General features: G+C 72.9%; 2 protein-coding genes. Both read right to left on the bottom strand.

Annotation, left to right across the window (positions count from 1 at the left end; genetic code table 11):
- A partial coding sequence (locus tag AB0I15_RS64415; protein ID WP_358119979.1) for a non-ribosomal peptide synthase/polyketide synthase occupies positions 1 to 17,678 on the bottom strand: 17,678 nt, incomplete at its 3' end.
- Positions 17,678 to 24,910, bottom strand: coding sequence for an amino acid adenylation domain-containing protein (locus AB0I15_RS64410; RefSeq protein WP_358119977.1), 7,233 nt, complete (start codon positions 24,908 to 24,910; stop codon positions 17,678 to 17,680). The genes AB0I15_RS64410 and AB0I15_RS64415, both read right to left, overlap by 1 nt.
- Between the last annotated feature and the right edge of the window lie 18 nt (positions 24,911 to 24,928).

The raw sequence follows: 24,928 nt of genomic DNA, 5'->3' as shown, positions 1-24,928 counted from the left end.
GACACCGAGGCTGCCGACAGGCGCAAGGTCGTGAAGGTGTCGTCGAGGATCAGCAGCCTGTTCCGCCCGGCCGGGAGTTCCTCGGCGATCTCCTCACTGGTGACGGTCAGCACCGCGCGGCTGTCGGTGAGCATGTAGGCGATCCGCTCCACCGGCTGCCGGGGATCGATGGGCACATAAGCGGCCCCGGCCTTCCACACCGCCAGCAATGCCACCAGGAGATCGACGCCACGGTCAAGGCACACCCCGACCACCGACTCGACGCCCACACCCTCTGAGGTCAGGACGTGGGCCAGCCGGTTGGCCCGCTCGTCCAAGTGCGCGTAGGAGACCTCCTGACCGTCCGGCGCGACCACCGCGACCTCGTCAGGCCGAAGCACCACCTGAGCCTCGAACAGCTCCACCACCGGTACGCCGGCAGCACCCGACGCGGTGTCGTTCCACGTCTCCAGCACCCGCCGCCGCTCGGTCTCCCCGAGCAGATCGACCTCGCTCAACCGGGTCCGCGAATCGGCCCCCACAGCCTCCAGCACCCGCACCCAGTAGCCCGCGATCCGATCGGCCCACTCCGGGTCGAACAGATCGGTCGCCACCGTCACCGAGCCCCGCACCCCCGCAGGCGCGCCTTGCCCGTCGAACGCCTCGCCCACGAGCACGTCGAGGTCGAACTTGGCCGCCGACGTCCCCGCCGACATCCCCTCGGCCCGGACTCCGGGCAGGTCGAGCACGGCCTCGGCGTTGTTCTGCATGGTGAAGACGATCTGGAACAGCGGGTGGCGGGCCATCGACCGCGACGGGGCCAGCTCTTCCACCAGCCGCTCGAACGGCACGTCCTGGTGGGTGAGCGCCGCCAGGCTGCGCTCTCGTACCCGCCCCAGCAGCGTACGGAACTCGGGGTCACCGGACAGGTCCGTCCGTACGACCAGGCTGTTGACGAAGCACCCCACCAGGTCGTCCAGCGCCACGTCCGTACGACCCGCGTTCGCCGACCCGATCGGGACGTCGGTCCCGGCACCGAGCCGCGACAGCAGCACCGCCAGCGCGGCCTGCAACACCATGAACATCGTGACGCCCTCGGCCCGCGCCACCTCCACCAGCCGCGCGTGCACCTCGGCCGGGACCAGCAGCGGCACGCTGTGCCCCCGATGAGAGGCGACCGCCGGGCGTGGCCGGTCGAACGGCAGCGCCAGCTCCTCCGGGGCACCGGCCAGCGTCTCCCGCCAATACGCCACCTGCCGCGACATCACGCTCTCCGGGTCCCGCTCGTCGCCGAGCAGCTCCCGCTGCCACAGCGCGTAGTCGGCGTACTGCACCGGCAACGGCTCCCACACCGGAGCCCGCCCGCCGCGCCGCGCCGCGTACGCCACCGAGACGTCCCGGGCGAGCGGCCCGATCGACCATCCGTCGCCGGCGATGTGGTGGATCACCACGACCAGCACCCGCTCGTCCGGCCCGGCCTCGAAGAACCAGGCCCGGATGGGCACCTCCGACGACAGTTCGAAGGCGTACCCAGCGGCGCCGGCCACCGCCTCCGGCAGGCCGGCGGGGGCGACCTGGGACACCGACAGCTCCCAGGTCAGCTCGTCGGGCCGCAGGACGCGCTGGTAGGGCTCGCCGTCGGCGACGGGGAAGACCGTCCGCAGCACCTCGTGCCGGCCGATCACGTCTCGGAGGGCCAGGCCGAGGGCGTCCCGGTCGACGTCGCCGGACAGGCGCAGCGCGATCGGGTCGTTGTAGGTGGCGTTCGGCCCCTCCAACTGGCTGATGAACCACAACCGCTGCTGCGCGAACGACAGCGGCACCCGTTCCGGACGTTCCATCGGCGTGAGCGGCGCCTGGGCGGTGCCGTCGTCGGCCAGCCGGGCGGTGAGCCCGGCCACGGTCGGCACCTCGAACAGGACACGGATGTCCAGGTCGACCTCGAGGACCGCGCGAATACGGCTGGCCAGCCGCACCGCCAGCAGCGAGTGGCCGCCGAGGGCGAAGAAGTCGTCGTCCACGCCCACCTGGGGCAGCCCCAGCACCTGCGCGAACACGCCGCACAGGATCTCCTCCCGCGCGTTCGGCGGCCGGCGGTCGGCGGGCGCGGCGGTTCGGGCCGCGTAATCAGGCCGGGGCAGCGCCTTGCGGTCGAGCTTGCCGTTGACCGTCAGCGGCAGCGCCTCCAGCGCCACCACGGCCGAGGGGACCATGTAGTCGGGGAGACGTTCGGCGGCGAGTTCGAGCACCGACGGGTCGGCGTGGTCCACGCCGTCGGTCAGGACGACGTAGGCGGCCAGGCGTCTGTCGCCCGGCTCGTCCTCGCGCATGATGACCGCGGCCTGGGAGACGTGCGGGTGCGTGAGGAGCACGTTCTCGATCTCGCCCGGCTCGATGCGGAAGCCGCGGATCTTCACCTGGTCGTCGCCGCGGCCGGCGAAGGCCAGCTCGCCCTGCGGCGTCCATCGTGCGAGGTCGCCGGTGCGGTAGAGCCGCGTCCCGGTCGCGGCGAACGGGTCGGCCACGAACCGCTCGGCGCTCAGCCCGGGTCGTCCGAGGTAGCCGCGCGCCAGCCCGGCCCCGGCGACGTAGAGCTCGCCGACGACGCCGACCGGTACGGGCGACAGGTGCTCGTCCAGGACGTACACCTGCGTGTTCATGACGGGGGAGCCGATCAGCACCTGGCCGGCGTCGGGGTCGCACCGCCAGAGGGTGGCGTCCACGGTGGTCTCGGTCGGCCCGTACGAGTTGAACATGCGCCGGCCGCGCGCCCACCGCGCCATGACGTCCGGCGCGCACGCCTCCCCGGCGACCACCACGACGACGTCGGGGGCGAGCGAGCTCTCGTCCAGCGTGGCCAGCACCGCGGGCGGCAGCGTCACGTGGGTCACCCGCTGTTCGGTGAGGAACGCGGGCAGTTCCTCGCCCAGCCGCCGCTCGGGCGGGATCACCACCAGCGCCGCCCCGGACAGCAGCGCCATCATCCACTCCCAGCCGAACGTGTCGAAGCTCGCCGACGCGAACTGCCCCACGCGGCTTCCCGGCCCGACGCCGAGGGCGCGGATCTGGCCCGCGACCAGCCCGGCCACGCCGGTGTGGGAGACCAGCACGCCCTTGGGCCGGCCGGTCGAGCCGGAGGTGTAGATGACGTACGCCGGCTGCGCCACCGACCGGCCGGTCCTGTCCACGGGGGCGCCCGGCGACGGGTCGTCCACCATGAGTGCGGCCGTGCCCGGCACCGCCGCCACGTCCGCCGTCGCGGCCGAGGCCAGCACCACCACCGGCACGGCGTCGGCCACCATGTACGCGATCCGGTCGGCCGGGTACGCCGGGTCGATCGGCAGGTACGCGCCGCCGGCCTTGAGCACGCCCAGCAGCGCGACGATCAGGTCGGCCCCGCGTTCCAGGCACACGCCGACCACCGACTCCGGGCCGACGCCGCGCCCGGCCAGGAGCCGCGCCAGCCGTTCCGCCCGTTGGTCGAGCTCGGCGTAGGTCAGCCCGGTGTCGCCCGCCACCACGGCGACCGCGTCGGGTGTGCGCGCCACCTGGGCCTCGAACAGGTCCGCCACGGACGCGGGCGGCACGTCGGGGGCCGCGGTGTCGTTCCAGCCGGTCAGGACGTGGTGGCGTTCGCCGGGGTCGAGCACGTCGAGGGCGCTGAGCCGGATGCGCGGGTCGCGGGAGACGCTCTCCAGCACGCGCGCCAGCCGCCCGGCCAGCGCGGCGACGGTGCCGGGCTCGAACAGGTCCGCCGCGGCGGTGATCATGGCGCGTACGCCGGCCGGGGCGCCGCCGGCGTCGAACGCCTCACCCATGATGACGTCGAGGTCGAACTTGGCCGTGGACCCGCTGGTCTGCAGGGCCTCGGTGTGCAGGCCGGGCAGGTCGAGCTCTTCGTCCAGGGTGTTCTGCAGGGTCAGCATGACCTGGAACAGGGCGTGGCGGCCCATGGACCGGCTCGGCGCCAGCTCCTCGACGAGCCGCTCGAACGGCACGTCCTGGTGGGCGAACACGCTGAGGCCGGTCTCCCGTACCCGGGTCAGCACCTCGGCGAACGTGGGGTCGCCGGACAGGTCGGTACGCAGGACGAGCGTGTTGACGAAGGAGCCGGCCAGACCGTCGAGCGCCTCGTCGGTGCGGCCCGCGTTCGGGGAGCCGATGGGGATGTCGGTGCCCGCTCCGACGCGGGACAGCAGCATGGCGAGCGCGGCGTGCAGGACCATGAACATGGTGACGCCCTCGCCCCGCGCCACCTCTCTCAGCCGAGCGTGCACCTCGGCCGGGACCTCCATGGGCGCCGGGTGGCCGCGGTGGGTTGCCACGGCCGGGCGCGGGTGGTCGAAGGGCAGCGTCAGCTCCTCCGGCGCGCCGGCCAGGGCCTGCCGCCAGTAGGCGACCTGGCCGGAGATGACGCTGCCGGGATCCCGCTCGTCGCCGAGCAGTTCGCGTTGCCACAGGGTGTAGTCGGCGTACTGGAGCGGGAGCGGCGCCCATCCCGGCGGCCGGCCCGCGCGGCGCGCGGCGTAGGCGATGGACAGGTCGTGGGCCATCGGCCCGGTGGAGGCGCCGTCGCTGACGATGTGGTGGATCGTCACGGCCAGCACGTGCTGGTCCGGCGCGATCCGGAACAACCACGCCCGGAAGGGCACCTCGTCGGCCAGGTCGAACACGTAGCGGGCGGCGGTGGCGACCGCCTCGTCCAGGTCGGCGAGCGGCACGTCGGTCACCGGCAGGTCCAGCGCCAGCTCCTCCAGCGGGACGACCTCCTGGTACGGCTCCCCGTCGGCGGCCGGGAACCGGGTCCGCAGCACCTCGTGCCGCCCGACGACGTCGCGCAGGGCCAGGCGGAGCGCGCCGAGGTCGAGGGTGCCACGCAGGCGCAGCGCGACGGGGACGTTGTACGTGGCGCTCGGGCCTTCGAGCTGGCCGATGAACCACAGCCGGCGTTGGGCGAACGACAGCGGGATCCGTTCCGGGCGCCTCATCGGGGTGAGCGCGGCCTGCACGGCGGCGGCGCCGGTGCGGCGGGCCGCGTCGAGGTGGGCGGCGAGCGCGGCCGCGGTCGGCGCCTCGAACAGCGCGCGCAGCGGCACCTCCATGCCCATGATCGTCCGTACGCGGCTGATCAGCCGCACCGCCAGCAGCGAGTGGCCGCCGAGCGCGAAGAAGTCGTCGTCCACGTCCACCTGGGGCAGGCCCAGCACCTGCGCGAACAGGCCGCCCAGGATCTCCTCCTGCGGGGTGGCCGCGCGGGTGGCGGGCCCGGCCGTGTGATCGGGTACAGGCAGCGCCGCGCGGTCGAGCTTGCCGTTGACGGTCAGCGGCAGCGCGTCCATGATCACGACCGCGGACGGCACCATGTGGCCGGGCAGCCGCTCGGCCGCGTGGCTCCGCAGGGCGGCGGCGAGACCACCCGCACCGGTCCGTACGGGTGCGCCCGCATCCGGCACGCCCGCATCGGGTGCGGCTCCGGCGGGCACCACGTAGGCGACCAGGCGCACGTCGCCCGGCGTGTCCTCGCGGGAGACGACCGCGGCCTGCTCGACCAGCGGGTGGGCGGCGATCACGGCCCGCACCTCGCCCGGCTCGATCCGGAAGCCGCGGATCTTGACCTGGTCGTCCACCCGCCCGGCGAACACCAACTCACCGTCGGCGTTCCACCGCACCCGGTCCCCGGTCCGGTACATCCGCGTCCCGACCGGCCCGAACGGGTCGGCCACGAACCGCTCCGCGCTCAGCCCGGGGCGTCCCAGGTAGCCGCGCGCCAGCCCGGCCCCGGCGACGTACAGTTCGCCCGCCACGCCCACCGGCACCGGCGCCAGGTGCTCGTCCACGACGTACACCTGCGTGTTGGCGATCGGCGTGCCGATGGGCACGTCGTCCGCGCCCGCCCGGCACTCCCACACCGCCGCGTCCACGGTGGTCTCGGTGGGGCCGTAGGAGTTGAACATCTCCCGGCCCGGCGCCCACCGCTCGACCAGCTCGGCCTGCAGGGCCTCGCCGCCCACGTCGATGACGACGCCGGCGGGGACGTCGCCGTCCTCCATGCCGGCGAGCACGGCGGGCGGGAACGCGGCGTGGGTGATGCCTTCGCCGGCGATGAACGCCGCGAGCTCCGCGCCGAGCCGCCGGTGCGTTGGCACGACGACGAGCGTGGCGCCGGCGGGCAGGGCCAGTGCCCATTCGGAGCAGAACATGTCGAAGCTGACGGACGCGAACTGCAGCATCCGCGACCCGGGGCCCACCTTGGTCGGGTAGCGCCGGGCGAGCGCCTCCGCCGTGTTGGCGAACCCCTCGTGGGTGAGGACCACGCCCTTCGGACGGCCGGTCGAGCCGGAGGTGTAGATCACGTACGCGGGGTGCCCGGGCAGCACCCGGGGCCCCAGGTCGTCGCCGGGCAGCCCGCGCAGCGCCGCGGCCGTCGCCTCCGAGTCCACGACGACCGCGCCGGGCACCGTCCGCGCCGTCGCGGCCGAGGCCAGCACCATCGCCGGCGCCGCGTCCTCGATCATGTACGCGATGCGCCCGGCCGGATACTCCGGGTCCACGGGCAGGTACGCGCCTCCCGCCTTCAGCACGCCGAGCACCGCGGCCATCAGCTCGACACCGCGCTCCATCACCAGCGCGACCACGGACTCCGGGCCCACGCCCCGCCCCGCCAGCAGCCGGGCCAGCCGGTTGGCCCGCGCGTTCAGCTCCGCGTACGTGACGGCGTCGCCGTCAGAGGTCACCGCGACCGCGTCCGGGGTCCGTGCCGCCTGGGCCTCGAACAGCTCCGTCACCGTCGCGGGCCGGACCTGGACCGTCGTGTCGTTCCAGGCGTGCAGCACCCGCTCGCGTTCGGCGGCGTCGAGCACGTCCACGGCGCTCAGTGGCAGGTCGGGGTCGCCGTCCAGCACCGACTCCAGCGCGGACACGAGGTTGTCCGTGGTGGTGCGCAGCAGTGTGCCGACGGCCCGCGGGTCGATCGGGGCGACGGCGTCCACGGCCAGCGAGAGCCGGTCGCCGCCGTCGTCCACCGAGACGGTGAGCGGGTAGTTGTCGCGGTCTTCGGAGTGGCGCAGCCTGATGCCCGGTATCGCCCCGCCCGCTTCCTGGGCCCCGCCGGTGTTGTGGCGGTAGTTGAGCAGGGCGGTGAACAGCGGCGTGTCGCCGGTGACGCCGCTGGCCTGCCGCGCGAGCGCCAGCGGGGCGTGCTCGTGCCGGACGAGGTCGGCGAGCCGGCCGCGCATCGCGCCGACCGCTTCGAGCACGCCGGTCCCCTCGGTGCGGACGCGTACCGGGAGGGTGTTCATGTGGGGGCCGGGCACGCGGTCGGAGCCGGCGCCCGCGTTCATCCGGCCGAACAGCACCGACCCGAACACCACGTCGTCGCGGCCGGACAGCACGGAGAGCAGCCTGGCCCACGCCACGTGCAGGAGGGTCGCCGGGCTGGCGCCGACCCGCCGGGAGATCTCGCGCACCCGCCGGTCCAGCTCGGGCGGGAAGGGCACGATCTCGCGTACGGAGTCGGTGCCGTGGTCGCGCACGTCCAGCACGCCGTACGGGGCGGTCGGCTCGGTCACGTCGCCGAGCAGGCCGGCGAAGTACCGCTCGTGCTCGGCGCGGCTGACGGCGTTGCGGGCCTGGGCCACGAAGCCGCGGAACGGCAGCGGTTCGGGCAGGTCGGCGCCGCGTCCCGCGAGGATCGCCCGTACCTCGTCGATCACCACTTCGAGCGCGGCGTGGTCCTGCGCCATGTGGTGCACCCGCACCAGTCCCAGCCATCGGGCGCTGCCGGGGACGGGCGTGAGGTGGATGCTCATCAGCGGCGCCCGGCCGAGATCCATGGTCCGGCCGACGTGCGCCACCAGGCGTTCGGCGAGGTCGCCCCCCTGCGGGTCGAGCGTCACCTCGTGCACGGGGAGCACGGCCCGCCGCCACACGACCTGGACGGGCTCGCGCAGCCCTTCCCAGACGATCGAGGTGCGGTAGATGTCGTGGCGGTTCACGACCTGCTGGAGCGCGTCGGCGAAGGCGTCCAGCCGGGCGCGGGAGTCGAACTCGACCACGGTCGGTTGCACGTAGGCGTCCTGGCCGTCCTCGGCGAGCAGGTGGTGGAACAGGAGCCCCTCCTGTAGGGGAGCGAGGGGGTAGATGTCGGCGACGTTCGCGGCGCCGCCGTCGACCGTGGCCACGACCCGGTCGATCTCCTCCGCCGTCAGCTCGGCCAGCGGCAGCATCTCCGGGGTGATCGCGGTGGCGTCCGCCGGGATCGCGTTGTCCGGCACCGGCACGCGCGCCTCGGCGACCGACCGCGCGAGCCCGGCCGGGGTGGGCGCCTGGAAGAACGAGCGCACCGACACCGACACCCCACGCGCCTGCAGCAACGCGACCACCCGGATCGCCAGCAACGACTGCCCGCCGAGCGCGAAGAAGTCGTCGTCCACGCCGACGCTTCCGACGCCCAGCACTTCGACGAACGCCGCGCACACCACCTCTTCGCGAGCGTCGGCGGGTCCGCGTCCCACCTTGGCCGCGTACTCCGGGACCGGCAGGGCCCGGCGATCCACCTTCCCGTTCGCCGTCAGCGGCAGCACGTCCAGCAGCACCACCGCCGACGGCACCAGGTATTCGGGCAGCCGCTCGCCCAGGAAGCGCCGTGCCGTCTCGCTCAGGCCCGTCTGGTGGGCGTCCACCGGGACCACGTAGGCCACCAGCCGCACGTCCCCCGGTGTGTCCTCCCGCGCCACCACCGCGACCTGCCCGACCCCTGGGCACTCCGCCAGCACCGCGCCGACCTCGCCCGGCTCCACCCGGAAGCCGCGCACCTTCACCTGGTCGTCCACCCGCCCCAGGAAGACGAGCTGACCGTCGGATGACCAGCGCACCCGGTCCCCGCTGCGATACATCCGCACACCAGGCTCGAACGGACACGCCACGAACCGCTCACCCGTCAACCCGGGACGACCGGCGTACCCCCGCGCCACCCCATCGCCGGCGACGTACAGCTCACCCGCCACCCCTACCGGCACCGGCGAAAGACGCTCATCCAGCACGTACGCCCGCGTGTTGGCCACGGGCGGCCCCACCACCGGTCCTCCGGCACCACCGATCCGGGCGACCGCGGTGTCCACCGTGCATTCGCTCGGGCCGTAGAAGTTGAACCCAGGCACCCCGGACGCGGTCAGCCGCTCCCACAGCCCCCGCGGCACCGCCTCGCCGCCCACGCCGAGCCGCTTCAGCCCGGCCCGCTCCAGCAACCCGGCCTCCACCAGCACCTGCGCGTACGACGGCGTCACCTCCGCAAAGTCCACCCCACTCTCAGCCAGCCACGCCACCAACCGCCCCGCGTCCAACCACGTCTCCCCATCCACCACATGCAACTCACGACCCGTGAACAACGCCGCCAACTGATTCCACGACGCATCGAACGACACCGACGTCGTCAACGCCACCCGCTCCACCCCCACCAGCACACTCCCACCCAGCCACCCACACAGACCCACCACACCCCGATGCGGCACCACCACACCCTTCGGCCGACCCGTCGACCCCGACGTGTACACCACATACGCCGCGTTACCACCACCCACCTCAACGCCCAGCGCATCCCCGGAATGACCGGCCAGCTCGGCGACCACCGCCGGATCGTCCAGCACCACCACGTCGCCCTGAACCACGTCCGCCGTCCGGGCCGAGGCCAGCACCACCACCGGCGCGGCATCGGCGACCATCCACCGCAACCGCTCCCCCGGGTACGCCGGATCCAGCGCCACATAAGCGCCACCCGCCTTGAGCACCGCCAGCAACGCCACGATCAGGTCAGCACCGCGTTCGAGGCAGACACCGACCACCGACTCCGCCCCGACACCCCTCGCGACCAGCAACCGCGCCAGCCGGTTCGCCCGCTCATCCACCCGCCCATACGACAGACTCACGCCCCCGGCCACCACCGCCACCGCACCCGGCGACCGCGCCACCTGCGCCTCGAACAACTCCACCAACGACCCGGCCCCCACCTCGACCGCCGTGTCATTCCACTCCACCAGCACCCGACGCCGCTCGACCCCGTCCAGCACCCCGACCTGACTCAACCGCGTCGACGGCTCAGCGGTCACCGCATCCAGCACTCGCACCAACCGCGAAGCCAGCGTCTCCGCCGACCGCCGATCGAACAGGTCGGCCGCGGCCACCAGCGACCCGCGCAACCCGCCCGACCCCGGCACCTCCACCACTGTGAAGTCCAGATCGAACTTGGCCGCCGACGTCCCCGCCGAGATCCCCTCGGCCCGTACGCCTTGCAGGTCCAGCACCGCCTCGGCGTTGTTCTGGACCTTGAACATCACCTGGAACAGCGGATGCCGCGCCATCGACCGCGACGGCGCCAGCTCCTCCACCAGCCGCTCGAACGGCACGTCCTGGTGCGCGAAGGCCGACAGGCTCCGCTCCCGCACCCGCCCGAGCAGCTCACGGAACGTCGGATCCCCGGACAGGTCCGTCCGCACGACGAGCGTGTTGATGAAGAACCCGACGAGATCGTTGAGCGCCTCGTCGTTCCGTCCGGCGGTGGCCGCGCCCATCGGGATGTCGGTCCCGGCCCCGAGCCGCGACAGCAGCATGGCGAGCGCGGCCTGCACCGCCATGTAGGTGGTGACGCCCTCGCGCCGCGCCAGCTCCGCCAGCCGGACGTGCACCTCGGCCGGCACGTCGATCGGCACCAGGTGCCCGCGATGCGAGGCCGCCTCCGGCCGTGGCCGGTCGAAGGGCAGCTCCAGCTCCTCCGGCGCCCCGGCCAGCGCTTCACGCCAGTACGCGACCTGCCCGGAGATCACGCTTTCCGGATCCCGCTCGTCGCCGAGCGACTCCCGCTGCCACAACGCGTAGTCGGCGTACTGCACGGGCATCGGCCGCCACTCCGGAGCCGTGCCCGCGCGTCTGGCGCGGTAGGCCGCGGAGAGGTCGGCGGCCAGCGGCCCCATCGAGGCCCCGTCCCCGGCGATGTGGTGGACCACGACCACCAGCGCGTGCTCGTCCGGCGACGCCGAGAACAGCCACGCCCGGATCGGCGGCTCCGACGACAGGTCGAAGACGTGCCCGGCGGCCTCGGCGACCGCGCCGGGCAGCTCCGCGGCGGTGACGTCGATCACCGGGAGCTCCCAGCCGAGCTCGGCGACCGGGAGGATCCGCTGGCAGGGCTCGCCGCCGACCACGGGGAAGGTCGTGCGCAGCACCTCGTGCCGCCCGATCACGTCCCGGAACGCAGCGCCGAGCGCCGCCACGTCCACGTCCCCCGAAAGGGACAACGACACCGGGATGTTGTACGTGGCGCTCGGCCCTTCGAGCTGGCCGATGAACCAGAGCCGCTGCTGCGCGTACGACAGCGGCACCCGCTCCGGCCGCTCCATCCGCGCGAGCCCCCTGCGGGCGATCCCGGCACCGGCCAGCCGGGAGGCGAGCCGGGCGACCGTGGGCGCCTCGAACAGGTCCTTCAACGGCACTTCCACGCCGAGCAGCGCCCGGATCCGGCTGACCAGCCGCACCGCCAGCAGCGAATGCCCGCCGAGCTGGAAGAAGTCGTCATCGACGCCGACGTTCTCCAGGCGGAGCACCTCCGCGAACGCCTCGCACAGAACCTCCTCCTCACGGGTGCCCGGCCGCCGCCCGGAGCTCACGGTGTACGCGGGAGCGGGCAGAGCCTTGCGATCGAGCTTGCCGTTGACCGACACCGGCAACGCGTCCAGCACGACCACGGCGGACGGCACCATGTACTCGGGCAGCCGCTCCCCGGCGAACCGCCGCACGACCTCCGCCATGTGCGCCTCGCCGGAGGCCGTCCCGCCGCCGGAGGGGACCATATAGGCCACCAGCCGCACATCGCCCGGCACGTCCTCCCGCGCCAGCACCGCCACCTGCCCCACCTCGGGACAGGCGGCCAGGACCAGGCCGACCTCGCTGGGCTCGACCCGGAACCCGCGGATCTTCACCTGGTCGTCGGCACGCCCGGCGAACTGCAGCTCACCGTCGGCCGACCAGCTCACCCGGTCCCCGGTCCGGTACATCCGCTCCCCGCCCGGGCCGAACGGGCACGCCACGAACCGCTCGGCCGTCAGCCCGGGACGGCCGGTGTAGCCGCGGGTCACCTGAACCCCGGCGATGTGCAGCTCACCGACCACGCCCGGCGGCACCGGCCGGAGGAACTCGTCCAGCACGTACGCCCGGGTGTTGGCCACCGGCCGCCCGATCGGCACCGAGCTCCCGGCCCAGTCAGGCGGGCACTCCCAGGCGGTGACCTCGATCGACGCCTCGGTGGGCCCGTAGTAGTTCTCCAGCCGCACGCCGTCCAGCACCTCGAAGAACCGCCGTGTCGCGTGGAGCGGCAGCGCCTCACCCGAACAGGCCACCCATTGCAGGCCGCCGCACTGCGCGGCGGCCGGCTCGGCCAGGAACACCTCCAGCATCGACGGCACGAAATGCGCCACGCTCACCCGTTCGCGGCGGATCAACTCCGCCAGGTAGGCGGCGTCGCGATGCCCGCCGGGCCGGGCCAGGACCAGCACGCCACCCCACAGCAGCGGCCAGAAGAACTCCCACACCGACACGTCGAACCCGAACGACGTCTTCTGCAGCACCCGTGTGCCCTGCGGCAACCGCAACCGCTGCTGCATCCAGGCCAGCCGGTTCACCACGCCCGCGTGCGGCACCACCACGCCCTTGGGCCGGCCGGTGGAGCCGGAGGTGAACATCACGTACGCCGCGTTCGCGCCGGTCGGCACGCCGCCGCGCTCGACGGCGGTGAGTCCCCGGTCCGGCAGGCCCGCCAGCTCCGCGATCACCGCCGGATCGTCCACCACCACCTTCGCGACCCCGCCGGGCAGCCCCACGCCGGACGAGGTGATCACACAGACCGCCCCGGCCTGCTCGACCAGGTACGCCATCCGCTCGGCCGGGTAGTCCGGATCCACCGGCAGATAGGCGGCCCCGGCCTTCAACACGGCCAGCAGCGCGACCACCAGATCGACACCGCGCTCCAGAGACACCCCGACCACGGATTCCACCCCGGCGCCGCGCGCCACCAGCACTCGCGCCAGCCGGTTCGCCCGCGCGTCCACCTCCGCGAAGGTCAGCTCCAGCCCGTCGCCGACCAGTGCGAGTTCGTCCGGGACCGCGGCCACCCGCGCCTCGAACAGCTCCGCCAACGTCCCGGACGGCCGTTCGGCAGCGGTGTCGTTCCACTCCTCCACCACCCGGCGCCGCTCTTCGGCGTCCAGCACGTCCACGCCGCTCAGCCGGGTCCCCGGCGCGGCGGTCAGCGTGTCCAGCACCCGCATCCACCGCGCCACCAGCGTTTCGGCCGACTCCCGGTCGAACAGGTCCGCGGCGGCCCGCAGCGCCCCGCGCAGCCCCGACGGGGCTCCCGAGGGGCCGGACAGCTCGGTCAGGCTCAGCTCCAGGTCGAACTTGGCCGGCGCCTCCTCCACCGGCATCCCGGTGACCCGCACGCCGGGCAGTTCCAGCGCCGCCTCACCGGTGTTCTGCAGGGTGAACAGCACCTGGAACAGCGGGTGCCGCGCCATCGACCGCGACGGGGCCAGCTCCTCGACCAGCCGCTCGAACGGCACGTCCTGGTGGTCGAAGGCGGCCAGGCTCGACTCGCGCACCCGCCCCAGCAGCTCACGGAACGTCGGATTTCCGGACAGGTCGGTACGCAGGACGAGCGTGTTGACGAAGAAGCCGACGAGGTCGTCCAGCGCCTCGTCCATGCGTCCCGCGTTCGGCGACCCGATCGGGATGTCGTTGCCGGCTCCGAGCCGTGACAGCAGCACGGCGAGCGCGGCCTGCACCACCATGAAGGTCGTGACGCCCTCGGCCCGCGCCACGTCGACCAGCCGCGCGTGCACCTCGGCCGGAACCTCGACCGGCACGGTGTGCCCCCGGTACGAGGCCACCGCCGCCCGTGGCCGATCGACCGGGAGCGCGAGCTCCTCCGGCAGGCCGGTCAGCGCGTCCCGCCAGTATCGGAGCTGCCGCGCGATCACGCTGTCGTCGTCCTGGTCCTCGCCCAGCAGTTCGCGCTGCCACAGCGCGTAGTCGGCGTACTGCACGGGCAACGGCTCCCACCATGGAGCCGCACCGCCGCGCCGGGCCGCGTACGCGACCGACACGTCCCGCGCCAGCAACCCCAGCGACCACCCGTCACCGGCGATGTGATGGACGACCACCACCAGCACGTGCTCGTCCGCCGACGCCGACAGCAACCACGCCCGGATCGGCGCCTCGCACGCCAGATCGAACACCTGGCCCACCGCCGCGCCGATCGCTCCCTCGAGCTCCTCCGACGCCACCTCGATCGCGGACAGCTCCCACACGAGCTCCTCCAACGGCAGGATCCGCTGGTGGGGCTCACCGTCCACCGCGGGGAAGACCGTCCGCAGCACCTCGTGCCGCCCGATCACGTCCCGCAGCGCCGCGTTCAACGCGGCCCGGTCGACAGCTCCGGACAGCCGGAGCACGACCGGCACGTTGTAGGTCGCGCTCGGCCCTTCGAGCTGGCCGATGAACCACAACCGCTGCTGCGCGAACGACAACGGCACCTGCTCCGGCCGCCGCTCGACCGCCCGCAGCGCCCGCCGTGCCACCCCGGCGCCCTCGAGCCGGCCCGCCAGCCCCGCCACCGTCGGCGCCTCGAACAGCAGCCGCAGCGGCACCTCCATCCCCAGCACCGCCCGCACCCGGCTGACCAGCCGCACCGCGAGCAGCGAATGCCCGCCCAGCCGGAAGAAGTCCTCCTCCACCCCGACCTTGGAGAGTCCCAGCACCTCGGCGAAGGCCCGGCACAGCAGCTCCTCCAGCTCCGTGGCCGGGGCCCGGCCCGCGCCCGTCTTCTGCTCCAGCGCCGGCAGGGCCCTGCGGTCCACCTTGCCGTTCGCGGTCAGCGGCAGCGCGTCGAGCACGACCACCGCCGACGGCACCATGTAGCCGGGCAGACGTTCGGCGGCGTAGCGGTGCAGCAGGCGGGGCTGCACGTCCGTGCCCGCGACATAGGCCACCAGGCGGACGTCGCCGGGGACGTCCTCACGGGCGATCACCGCCGCCTGGGCCACGTGGGGGTGGGCGGCCAGCACGGCCTGGACCTCGCCGGGCTCGATCCGGTACTCCCGGATCTTCACCTGATCGTCGGCCCGCCCGAGGTACTCCAGGTTCCCGTCACCGCTCCAGCGGGCGACGTCACCACTGCGGTACATCCGGACACCAGGCTCGTACGGGCAGGCCACGAAACGCTCGGCCGTCAGATCCGCCCGCCCCGCATACCCCCGGGCCACCTGCGCCCCGGCGATGTACAACTCACCCGCCACCCCAGGCGGAACCGGCCGCAACCACTCATCCAGCACATACAACCGGCAGTTGACGATCGGCCGCCCGATCGGCACCGACTCCCCGACCTCGGTGCCCGCCCGCACCTCGAACACACAACAGCCGACCACCGTCTCCGTCGGCCCGTACTCGTTCACCACCACGGACTCGGGCGACCGCGCCAGCCACGACCGCACCAAAGCACCCGGCAACGCCTCACCGCCCACCACCCACGTCCGCCCGGCATCCCCCGGCATCACCTCGGCCAGCAACGCCAAATGCGCCGGAACGACCTTCACCAACCCCAGCCCGTCCGGCAGCGCCTCCAAGCCCTCCGCGCTCACCACCACCGCCGCCCCCGACACCAACGGCACCCACAGACTCGTCACCGTCAGGTCGAAGGCCACCGACGAATGCAAGGGAGCGCCTTCACCGACCGCATAAGCACCGGACGCCCACCCCACGTAATTCGCCAGCCCCGCCTGCGTCACCACCACACCCTTCGGCCGACCCGTCGAGCCCGAGGTGTAGATGACGTACGCGGCCTGCTCTCCGGTCATCGCCCGCTCAGGCCGCACGGCGGGGGCCGTGACCGGCCGCTCCTCGTCGAGCACGAGCGGCCGTGCCCGTCCGGCCGGCAGCTCCTCCGCGATCTCCCTGCTGGTGACGGTCAGCACGGCCTGGCTGTCGGCCAGCATGAACGCGATCCGCTCCGCCGGCAGCTCAGGATCGATCGGCACATAAGCCGCCCCGGCCTTCCACACCGCCAGCAACGCGACGACAAGATCAACCCCACGCTCCAGGCACACCCCCACCACCGACTCGACACCCACCCCCTCAGAGACCAGCACCCGCGCCAGCCGATCAGCCCGCTCACCCACCTCCCCATACGAAAACTCCGCCCCACCACAAACCACCGCCACCGCACCCGGCGTCCGAACCGCCTGCGCCTCGAACAACTCCACCACCGAAGCGCCGACATCACCGGCCGTGCCGTTCCACTCCTCCAGCACCCGCCGCCGCTCCTCGTCATCGAGAAGCTCCACCCCGCTCAACCGCATCCGCGGCTCAGCGGTCACCGCCGCCAGCACCCGCGTCAACCGGGCCACCAGGACCTCGACCGACCCCCGATCGAACAGATCCGCGGCGGCCACCACCGATCCCCGCAGTCCAGCCGATGCCCCGTTCGCGTCGAACACCTCGCCGACCAGCACCTCAAGGTCGAACTTCGCCGCCGACTCACCCGCCGGCAGCCCCTCGGCACGCACACCGGGCAGCTCCAGCGCCGCCTCGCCGGTGTTCTGCAGGTTCAGCATCACCTGGACCAGCGGATGCCGTGCCATGGACCGCGACGGCGCCAGCTCCTCCACCAGCCGCTCGAACGGCACGTCCTGATGGTCGAACGCCGCCAGGCTGGACTCCTGGACCTGGCCCAGCAGCTCAAGGAACGTCGGATCTCCCGACAGGTCGGCCCGCAACACCAGCGTGTTGACGAAGAACCCGACCAGCTCCTCCAGCGCCTCATCCGTACGCCCGGCGTTGGTCGAGCCGATCGGAATGTCGACCCCCGCCCCCAACCGCGACAACAACACCGCCAACGCCGCCTGCACCACCATGAACGTGGTCACACCCTCGGCCCGCGCGATCTCCACCACCCGCGCGTGCACCCCGGCCGGCACCTCCACCGCAACCGTGTGCCCCCGATAAGAGGCCACCGCCGGACGCGGCCGGTCGAAAGGCAGCTCCAGCTCCTCCGGCGCACCCGCCAGCACCCCGCGCCAATAGCCGAGCTGCGCCGAGATCACGCTGTCGGCGTCCCGCTCATCCCCGAGCAACTCCCGCTGCCACAACGCATAGTCCGCATACTGCACAGCAAGCGGCTCCCACTCCGGAGCCGAACCTCCACACCGAGCCGCGTAGGCGAGCGACACATCCCGCGCCAACGGCCCCAACGACCACCCATCACCCGCGATGTGATGAACGACCACCACCAGCACGTGCTCATCCCCCGACACCGACAACAACCACGCCCGCACCGGCACCTCGGCCGACAGATCGAACACGTGCCCCACGGCCGCGTCGATCGCCCCCTCCAGCTCCTCAGGCGTCACCTCGGCCACCGCCAGCTCCCAGGCCAGCTCGGCCAGTGGCACGATGTGCTGGTGGGGCTCGTCGTCCACGGCGGGGAAGACCGTCCGCAGCACCTCGTGCCGCCCGATCACGTCCCGCAGCGCCGCGTTCAGGGCCACCCGGTCGACCTCGCCCGACAGCCGCTGGGCGATCCGGATGTTGTAGATCGCACTCGGGCCTTCCAACTGCCCGATGAACCAGAGCCGCCGCTGCGCGAATGACAACGGAATCATCAGGAACCCTCCCGGGTACGCATCGGCCGTAGCGCCGGTCTGGCCGGCTTCTTGTCTCCGAACTGTCGTGCGAGCTCGGCCACCGTCCGCGCCTTGAAGAGCGTCCGCAGCGGCACCTCGACGCCGAGCGCCGTACGCACCCGGCTGACGAACCGCACCGCCAGCAGCGAGTGCCCGCCCAGCGCGAAGAAGTCGTCGTCCACCCCGACCTCGGGCAGCCCGAGCACCTGGGCGAACAGGTCGCACAGGACCTCCTCCCGCGCGTTGGCCGGTCCTCGGCCGGCTCCCACCTTGTACGCGGGCGCGGGCAGGGCCTTGCGGTCGAGCTTGCCGCTGGTGGTCACGGGCAGGGCGGCCAGCGTCACGACGGCGGAGGGCACCATGTGCGCCGGCAGCCGCTCGGCCGCGAACGCACGCACCGACTCCGCCAGCCGCGAGTCGTCCTCCTCTTCCGGGACGACGTAGGCGACCAGGGACTTCTCGCCCGGCACGTCCTCCCGGGCGATCACCGCCGCCTGGACCACGCCGGGGTGGGCGGCCACGGCCGCCTGCACCTCGCCCGGCTCGATCCGGAACCCCCGGATCTTCACCTGGTCATCGCTGCGCCCGGCGAACACGAGCCTTCCGGTCTCGGTCCACCGCACCCGGTCCCCGGTCCGGTACATCCGCTCACCCATCGGGCCGAACGGGTCGGCCAGGAACCGCTCGGCGCTCAGCCCCGGGCGGCCGGCGTAGCCACGGGCCACCTGCGCGCCGGCCAGATACAGATCCCCGGCCACCCCCGGCGGCACCGGCCGGAGGAACCCGTCCAGCACATAGGCCCGCGTGTTCACGTTGGGCCGGCCGATCGACACCTCGTCACCCGACATCGGCTCGTCCGTCATCGCCGAACAGACCGTCACCTCGGTCGGGCCGTAGGCGTTCACCAGCCGGCGCCCCGCACCCCATCGCGCCACCGACTCCGGCCCGAGCGCCTCCCCGCCCGCCACCAGCGTCCGTATGCCGGCCAGATCCGAGGGCGCCAGCACGCTCAGCGACGAGGGCGGCACCAGCGCGTGGCTCACCTCGAGCCGGGCCACCACCTCGGCCAGTCCGGCGCCCGGCAGCAGATCCTGCGCGTCGGCCACCACCAGGCAGCCGCCGGACCACAGCGCCACCAGCACCTCCCAGCAGGCGGCGTCGAAACCCGGCGAGGCGAGCTGCAGCACCCGGTCCCCGGCTCCCACCTGCCATCCCCCGGCCGTCAGCAGATTGACCGCACCGGCATGCGTGACCATCACCCCCTTGGGCCGCCCGGTCGACCCCGACGTGTAGATCACGTACGCCATGCATCCCGGCACCAGGCGCCCGACGCGCTCCTCGGCGGCCAGCCCCGCACCGGGCAGTCCGGCCAGCTCCGTGACGACCGCCGGATCGTCGATCACCACCCGCTGCACGCCATCGAGGCACCGCCCGGCCAGCGCCGAGGAGGTCACCACCGTCGCCGCCCCCGCGTCGGCCAAGGAGAACGCGATCCGGTCCGCCGGATACACGGGGTCGAGCGGCAGGAACGCGGCCCCCGCCTTCAGCACTCCCAGCACCGCGACGACCCATTCCACCCCCCGCCCCAGCACGAGGCCGACCGTCGACTCCACTGCCACACCCCGGCCGACCAGCAGCCGGGCCAGCCGGTTCGCGCGCTCGTCCAGCGCCGCGTACGACAGCTCCACCTCGCCGGAGGCCACCGCGACCGCCTCAGGCGTCCGCCTCACCTGCGCCTCGAACAACTCGACCAGCGTCGCCGGCTCCACCTCGACCGCCGCGCCGTTCCACTCCGCCAGCACCCGGCGGCACTCGGCCTCGTCCAGGACGGACACGGCGTGCAGCGGCAGGTCAGACCCGTCGTCCAGCGCCGGCTCCAGCGCGGACACGAGGTTCTCCACGCCGGTCCGCACCAGCGCGCCCACCGCATGAGCGTCGATCGGCGAAACGGCGTCCACCGCCAGCCTGATGACGTCGCCGTCGTCGCCGGCCAGCAGCGCGAGCGGGTAGTTGGTGCGCTCCCGCGAGTAGACGAGCCGTACGCCCTCCATCGACTCGTCCCAGCGCTCGCCCAGGTCCTGCCCGGTGCTCCGCCGGTAGTTGAGGATGGCGGTGAACAACGGCGTGTCCGCCGCCACCCCGCTCGCCTGCTGCGCCAGGGCCAGCGGCGCGTGCTCGTGTTCCAGCAGTTCGCCGAGCTGGGACCGCATCTCGAACACGGCGTCCCGCGCGCCGAGCAGGCCCGTACGTACGCGTACCGGAAGCGTGTTGATGAACGGGCCTGGCACGCGGTCCGCGCCCATGCCCGCGTTCATCCGCCCGAACAGCACGGTCCCGAACACCACGTCGTCCCGGCCGGACACCACCGCCACGACCCGGGCCCACACGACGTGCAGCACCGTCGCCGGGCTGACCCCCAGGCGCCGCGACACCTCGCGCAGGCGGCCGATCAGCTCCGGAGAGGCCGCGATCTGCGCGCGCACGACATCGGCGCCGTCGCCCCGCACGTCCACCACGCTGTAAGGGGCGGTGGGCTCCTCGACGTCGCCCAGCAGTTCCCTGAAGTACCGCTCGTGCTCGGACCGCCGCACCCCGCCGCGGGCCTGCGCGACGAAGTCGCGGAACGGCAGCGGCTCCGGCAGGTCGTCGCCGCGGCCGGTCATGATGGCGAGGATCTCCGCGAGCAGCACCTCCAGCGCGGTGCCGTCGCGCACCATGTGGTGAGCGCGCACCAGCACGAGCCATCGGTCGCTCTGCGGTTCGGCCGCGATGTGGGTGTCGAGCAGGGGCGGCCGCCCCAGGTCCATGGTCTGCCCACCGGCCGCCACCAGCTCGGCCACCGGATCGGCGGCCCGCGGGTCCAGGGTCACCTCCTCGACCGGCAGCTCGGCATGGCGCCACACCACCTGGACCGGCTCGCGCAGCCCTTCCCAAACGTACGAGGTGCGGTAGATGTCGTGCCGGGCGACCACCTGGCGCAACGCTTCGAGGAAGGCGTCGAGCCGCTGTCTGGAGTCGAACCGCAGCACCGCCGGCATCACGTAGGCGTCGTCACCGCCGTCCGCCAGCAGGTGGTGGAACAGCAGTCCTTCCTGGAGGGGCGCGAGGGGGTAGACGTCGGCCACGTTCGCGGCGCCGCCCTCGACGGTGGCCACGACCCGCGCCACCTCGTCGGCGTCCAGGTCCACCATGGGCAGCATGTCCGGCGTGATGGCCGTGGCGTGCTCGGGGATCAGGTTGGGCGGCGGCAGCACCCGTTCGATGCCCGCCGAACCGGCGAGCGCCGCCACCGTCGGGGTGTCGAACAACGTCCGCACCGACACGGAGACGCCTCGTGTCCGCAGCAGCTCGACCAGGCGGACGGCGAGCAGCGAATGGCCGCCCAGCTCGAAGAAGTCGTCATCGACGCCGACCGCGGACACCCCGAGCACCTCGGCGAACGCGGCACACAGCGCCTCCTCGCGCGGGCTGGACGGCCCGCGACCGGCTCCGGTGGTCGCGGCACGGTCGGGTGCGGGCAGGGCGTGGCGGTCCAGCTTGCCGTTGGCCGTCAGCGGCAATGCGTCCAGCACCACCCAGGCCGACGGCACCATGTGGTCCGGCAGCCGTTCGGCCGCGAACCCGCGCACCACCGACGGCAGTTCGCTCGCGCTCTCGGCGTCACTCGCCACCAGGTAGGCGACCAGGCGCATGTCACCCGGCGTCTCCTCGCGAGCCACCACCACGACCTGATCGACGCCCCGGCACTTGGCCAGCACGGCGCGGACCTCACCTGGCTCCACCCGGAAGCCACGGATCTTGACCTGATCGTCCACCCGCCCGGCGAAGACCAGCTCACCGTCGGGAGTCCAGCGAGCCCGGTCGCCGGTGCGATACATGCGCCCGCCGTCGAAGGGGCAGGCCACGAAGCGTTCGCCCGTCAGGCCGGGGCGGCCGAGGTAGCCACGGGCAAGCTGCGCACCGGCGATGTACAGCTCTCCGACCACACCCGGAGGCACGGGTGCCAGGTCGTCGTCCAGCACGTACAGGCGCGTGTTCGCGACCGGTGTCCCGACCGGGACCTCGCCCCCGGCCCGCAGGCGGGTCGTCGCGACGCCGATGGTGGTCTCGGTGGGGCCGTAGTGGTTGAACACCGCGCAGCCGCGCCGCTCGGCCGCCGCCAGCAGGTGCTCCACCCAGCCCGGCGCCGCCGCCTCCCCGCCCAGCACCAGCGCCCGATCGGGCAACAACGGCTCCGGCTCGCCCAACGCCGCCAGATGGGAGGGCACCATCTTCAGGTAGTCCACCCGCAACCCGCTCAGCGCGACCGGATCGGTGGCGGCGTCCTCCGGCACGATGTGCAGTCGCCCGCCCGTGGTCAGGGCGGCGAAGACGACCGTGTTGCCCAGGTCGGTCGCCTGCCCTTGCACGAGCGCGTACCGGCCGCCGGACATCCCGAGACGTCCGGGCACGGAGGCGACGTAGTTCGCGAGGCCGGCCTGGGTGACCACGACGCCCTTCGGCCTGCCGGTCGAGCCCGAGGTGTAGATGACGTACGCGGCCTGCTCACCGAGCATCGCCCGCTCGGGCCTGGTGGCCGGTGCGGCGGCCAGGCGCATCTTCGTGAACGTGTCGTCGAGGGTGAGCATGCGGCTCCGGCCCGCGGGCAACTCTTCGGCGATCTCCTCGCTCGTCACCGTGAGCACGGCGCGGCTGTCGGCCAGCATGAACGCGATCCGCTCCACCGGCTGCCGTGGGTCGATCGGCACGTACGCCGCCCCGGCCTTCCACACCGCCAGCAGCGTCGCGATCAGGTCGGCGCCCCGCTCCAGGCACACCCCGACCACGGACTCGGCCCGGACTCCTTCTCCGATCAGGACATGCGCCAGGCGGTTCGCCCGCTCGTCCAGTTCCGCGTACGTGACCTCGGTCCCGTCAGCGACGACCGCGACCGCATCGGGCTGCTGCGCCTCGAAGGAGGCCACCACCGGAGTGCCGAGACCCTCGGCCGCCGTGCTGTTCCACTGCTCGACCACCAGGTGCCGGCCCGCCTCGTCGAGCACGTTCACGCTGTTCAGCGGCAGTTCCGGGCCGCCGTCCAGGGCCAGCTCCAGCGCGGCCACCAGGTTGTCGGTGGCGGTGCGGACCAGCAGGCCCACGTTCCGGGCGTCGATCGGAGCGACGGCGTCGACGGCCACCGATGTGCTGTCGCCGTTGTCGTCGATCAGGACGACGAGGGGATAGTTGGTGCGTTCGCGTACGGACAGCAGCCGTACGCCTTCCATCTCCCCGTCCACGCTCGGGCCGGCGTTGTGCCGGTAGTTGAGGAAGGAGGTGAAGAGAGGTGTGTCGCCGGCCACCCCACTGGCCTGCTGGGCGACGGTCAGGGGCGCGTGCTCGTGCTCCAGGAGCTTGGCGAGCTGGCCACGCATGGCGTTCACCGCGCCCAGCACACCCAGCTCGCCCGTACGCAGGCGTACCGGCAGCGTGTTCATGAACGGCCCCGGCACCCGATCCGCCCCAGCGCCGGCGTTCATCCGGCCGAACAGCACCGTCCCGAACACCACGTCGTACCGACTGGAGACCGTGGCGAGCACCCGCGCCCAAGCCACGTGCAGCACCGTCGCCGGGCTCACCCCGATCCGCCGCGCGACCTCCCGCAACCGCCCGTGCAGCTCAGCAGCGAACGGCACCACCTCGTGCACGGAGTCGGCACCGTCGCCCCGCACGTCCACCAGCCCGAACGGCGCCGTCGGCTCCTGCACGTCGCTCAGCAACTCGGCGAAGTACCGCGCATGCTCGGCGTCCTCGACGCCACCGCGCGCCTGCGCCACGAAGTTCCGGAACGGCAGCGGCTCGGCCAGTTCGGCCCCTCGACCGGCCAGGAACGCCCGCACTTCGGCGAGCAGCACCTCTAGCGCGGTGTGATCCCGCACCACGTGGTGCATCCGGACGAGGGCCAGCCACCGGTCACCACCCGGGACCGCCGCGACATGCACGCCCATCAACGGCGCCCGATGCAGATCCATCACCGAACCCGCCAGCTCCACCAGCGCACCGGCGGGATCAGCGCAGTCCGGCTCCAGCGTCACTTCTTCGACCGGCAGCACGGCATGGCGCCGCACCACCTGCACCGGCTCGCGCAGTCCCTCCCACGCGAGTGACGTGCGGTAGATGTCGTGCCGATCCACCACCCGCTGCAACGCCTCGACGAACTGCTCCACCCGATCCCGCGAGTCGAACTCCAGCACCGCCCGCAGCACGTACGCGTCCTCACCGCCGTCGGCCAGCAGGTGGTGGAACAGCAACCCCTCCTGCAAAGGCGCCAGCGGGTAGATGTCGGCCACGTTCGCCGCGCCACCCTCGACGGTGGCGACGATCCGCTCGATCTCCTCGGCGGTCAGGTCCACCAGGGGCAACATCTCCGGCGTGATGCTGGTCGCGTCGGCCGGGATCCGGTTCTCCGGAACCTCCACCTGCCGAGGCCCGGCCGCCGCTGCCAGCCCGGTCACCGTCGGCGTCTCGAACAACGCCCGCACCGACACCGACACACCACGCGACCGGAGCATCTCCACGAGCCGGATCACCAGCAGCGAATGCCCGCCCAGCCGGAAGAAGTCGTCATCCACCCCCACGCTGCCCAGCCCCAGCACCTCAGCGAAGGCCGCGCACAACACCTCCTCACGGAGGTCGGCCGGGGCACGGCCTGCTCCTGCCGTGTAGCGGGGGGCGGGCAGCGCCTTGCGGTCGAGTTTGCCGTTCACCGTCACCGGCAACGCATCCAGCACCACCACCGCCGACGGCACCATGTACTCCGGCAACCGCTCCGCCGCGAACCCCCGCACCACCTCAACATCAACCAACCCACCCGCAGACACCACATACGCCACCAACCGCACATCCCCCGGCACATCCTCCCGCGCCACCACCACGACCCGCCCCACCCCAGGACAACCCGCCAACACCGAGCTGACCTCACCCGGCTCCACCCGAAACCCCCGCACCTTCACCTGATCATCCACCCGCCCCACAAACAACAACTCACCCCCCGCGTTCCAACTCACCCGATCCCCAGTCCGATACATCCGCCCACCCACCTCGAACGGACACGCCACAAACCGCTCAGCACTCAACCCCGGCCGACCCACATAACCACGAGCCAACTGCACCCCCGCCACATACAACTCCCCCACCACCCCCACCGGCACCGGCCGCAAAAACTCATCCAGCACGAACACCCGCGTATTGAC

Origin of the sequence: Nonomuraea sp. NPDC050643 (assembly GCF_040654715.1) — a bacterium.
Lineage (GTDB): Bacteria > Actinomycetota > Actinomycetes > Streptosporangiales > Streptosporangiaceae > Nonomuraea.
Note: the sequence above shows the minus strand (reverse complement) of the source record. Positions and strands in the feature narration are given on the sequence as shown.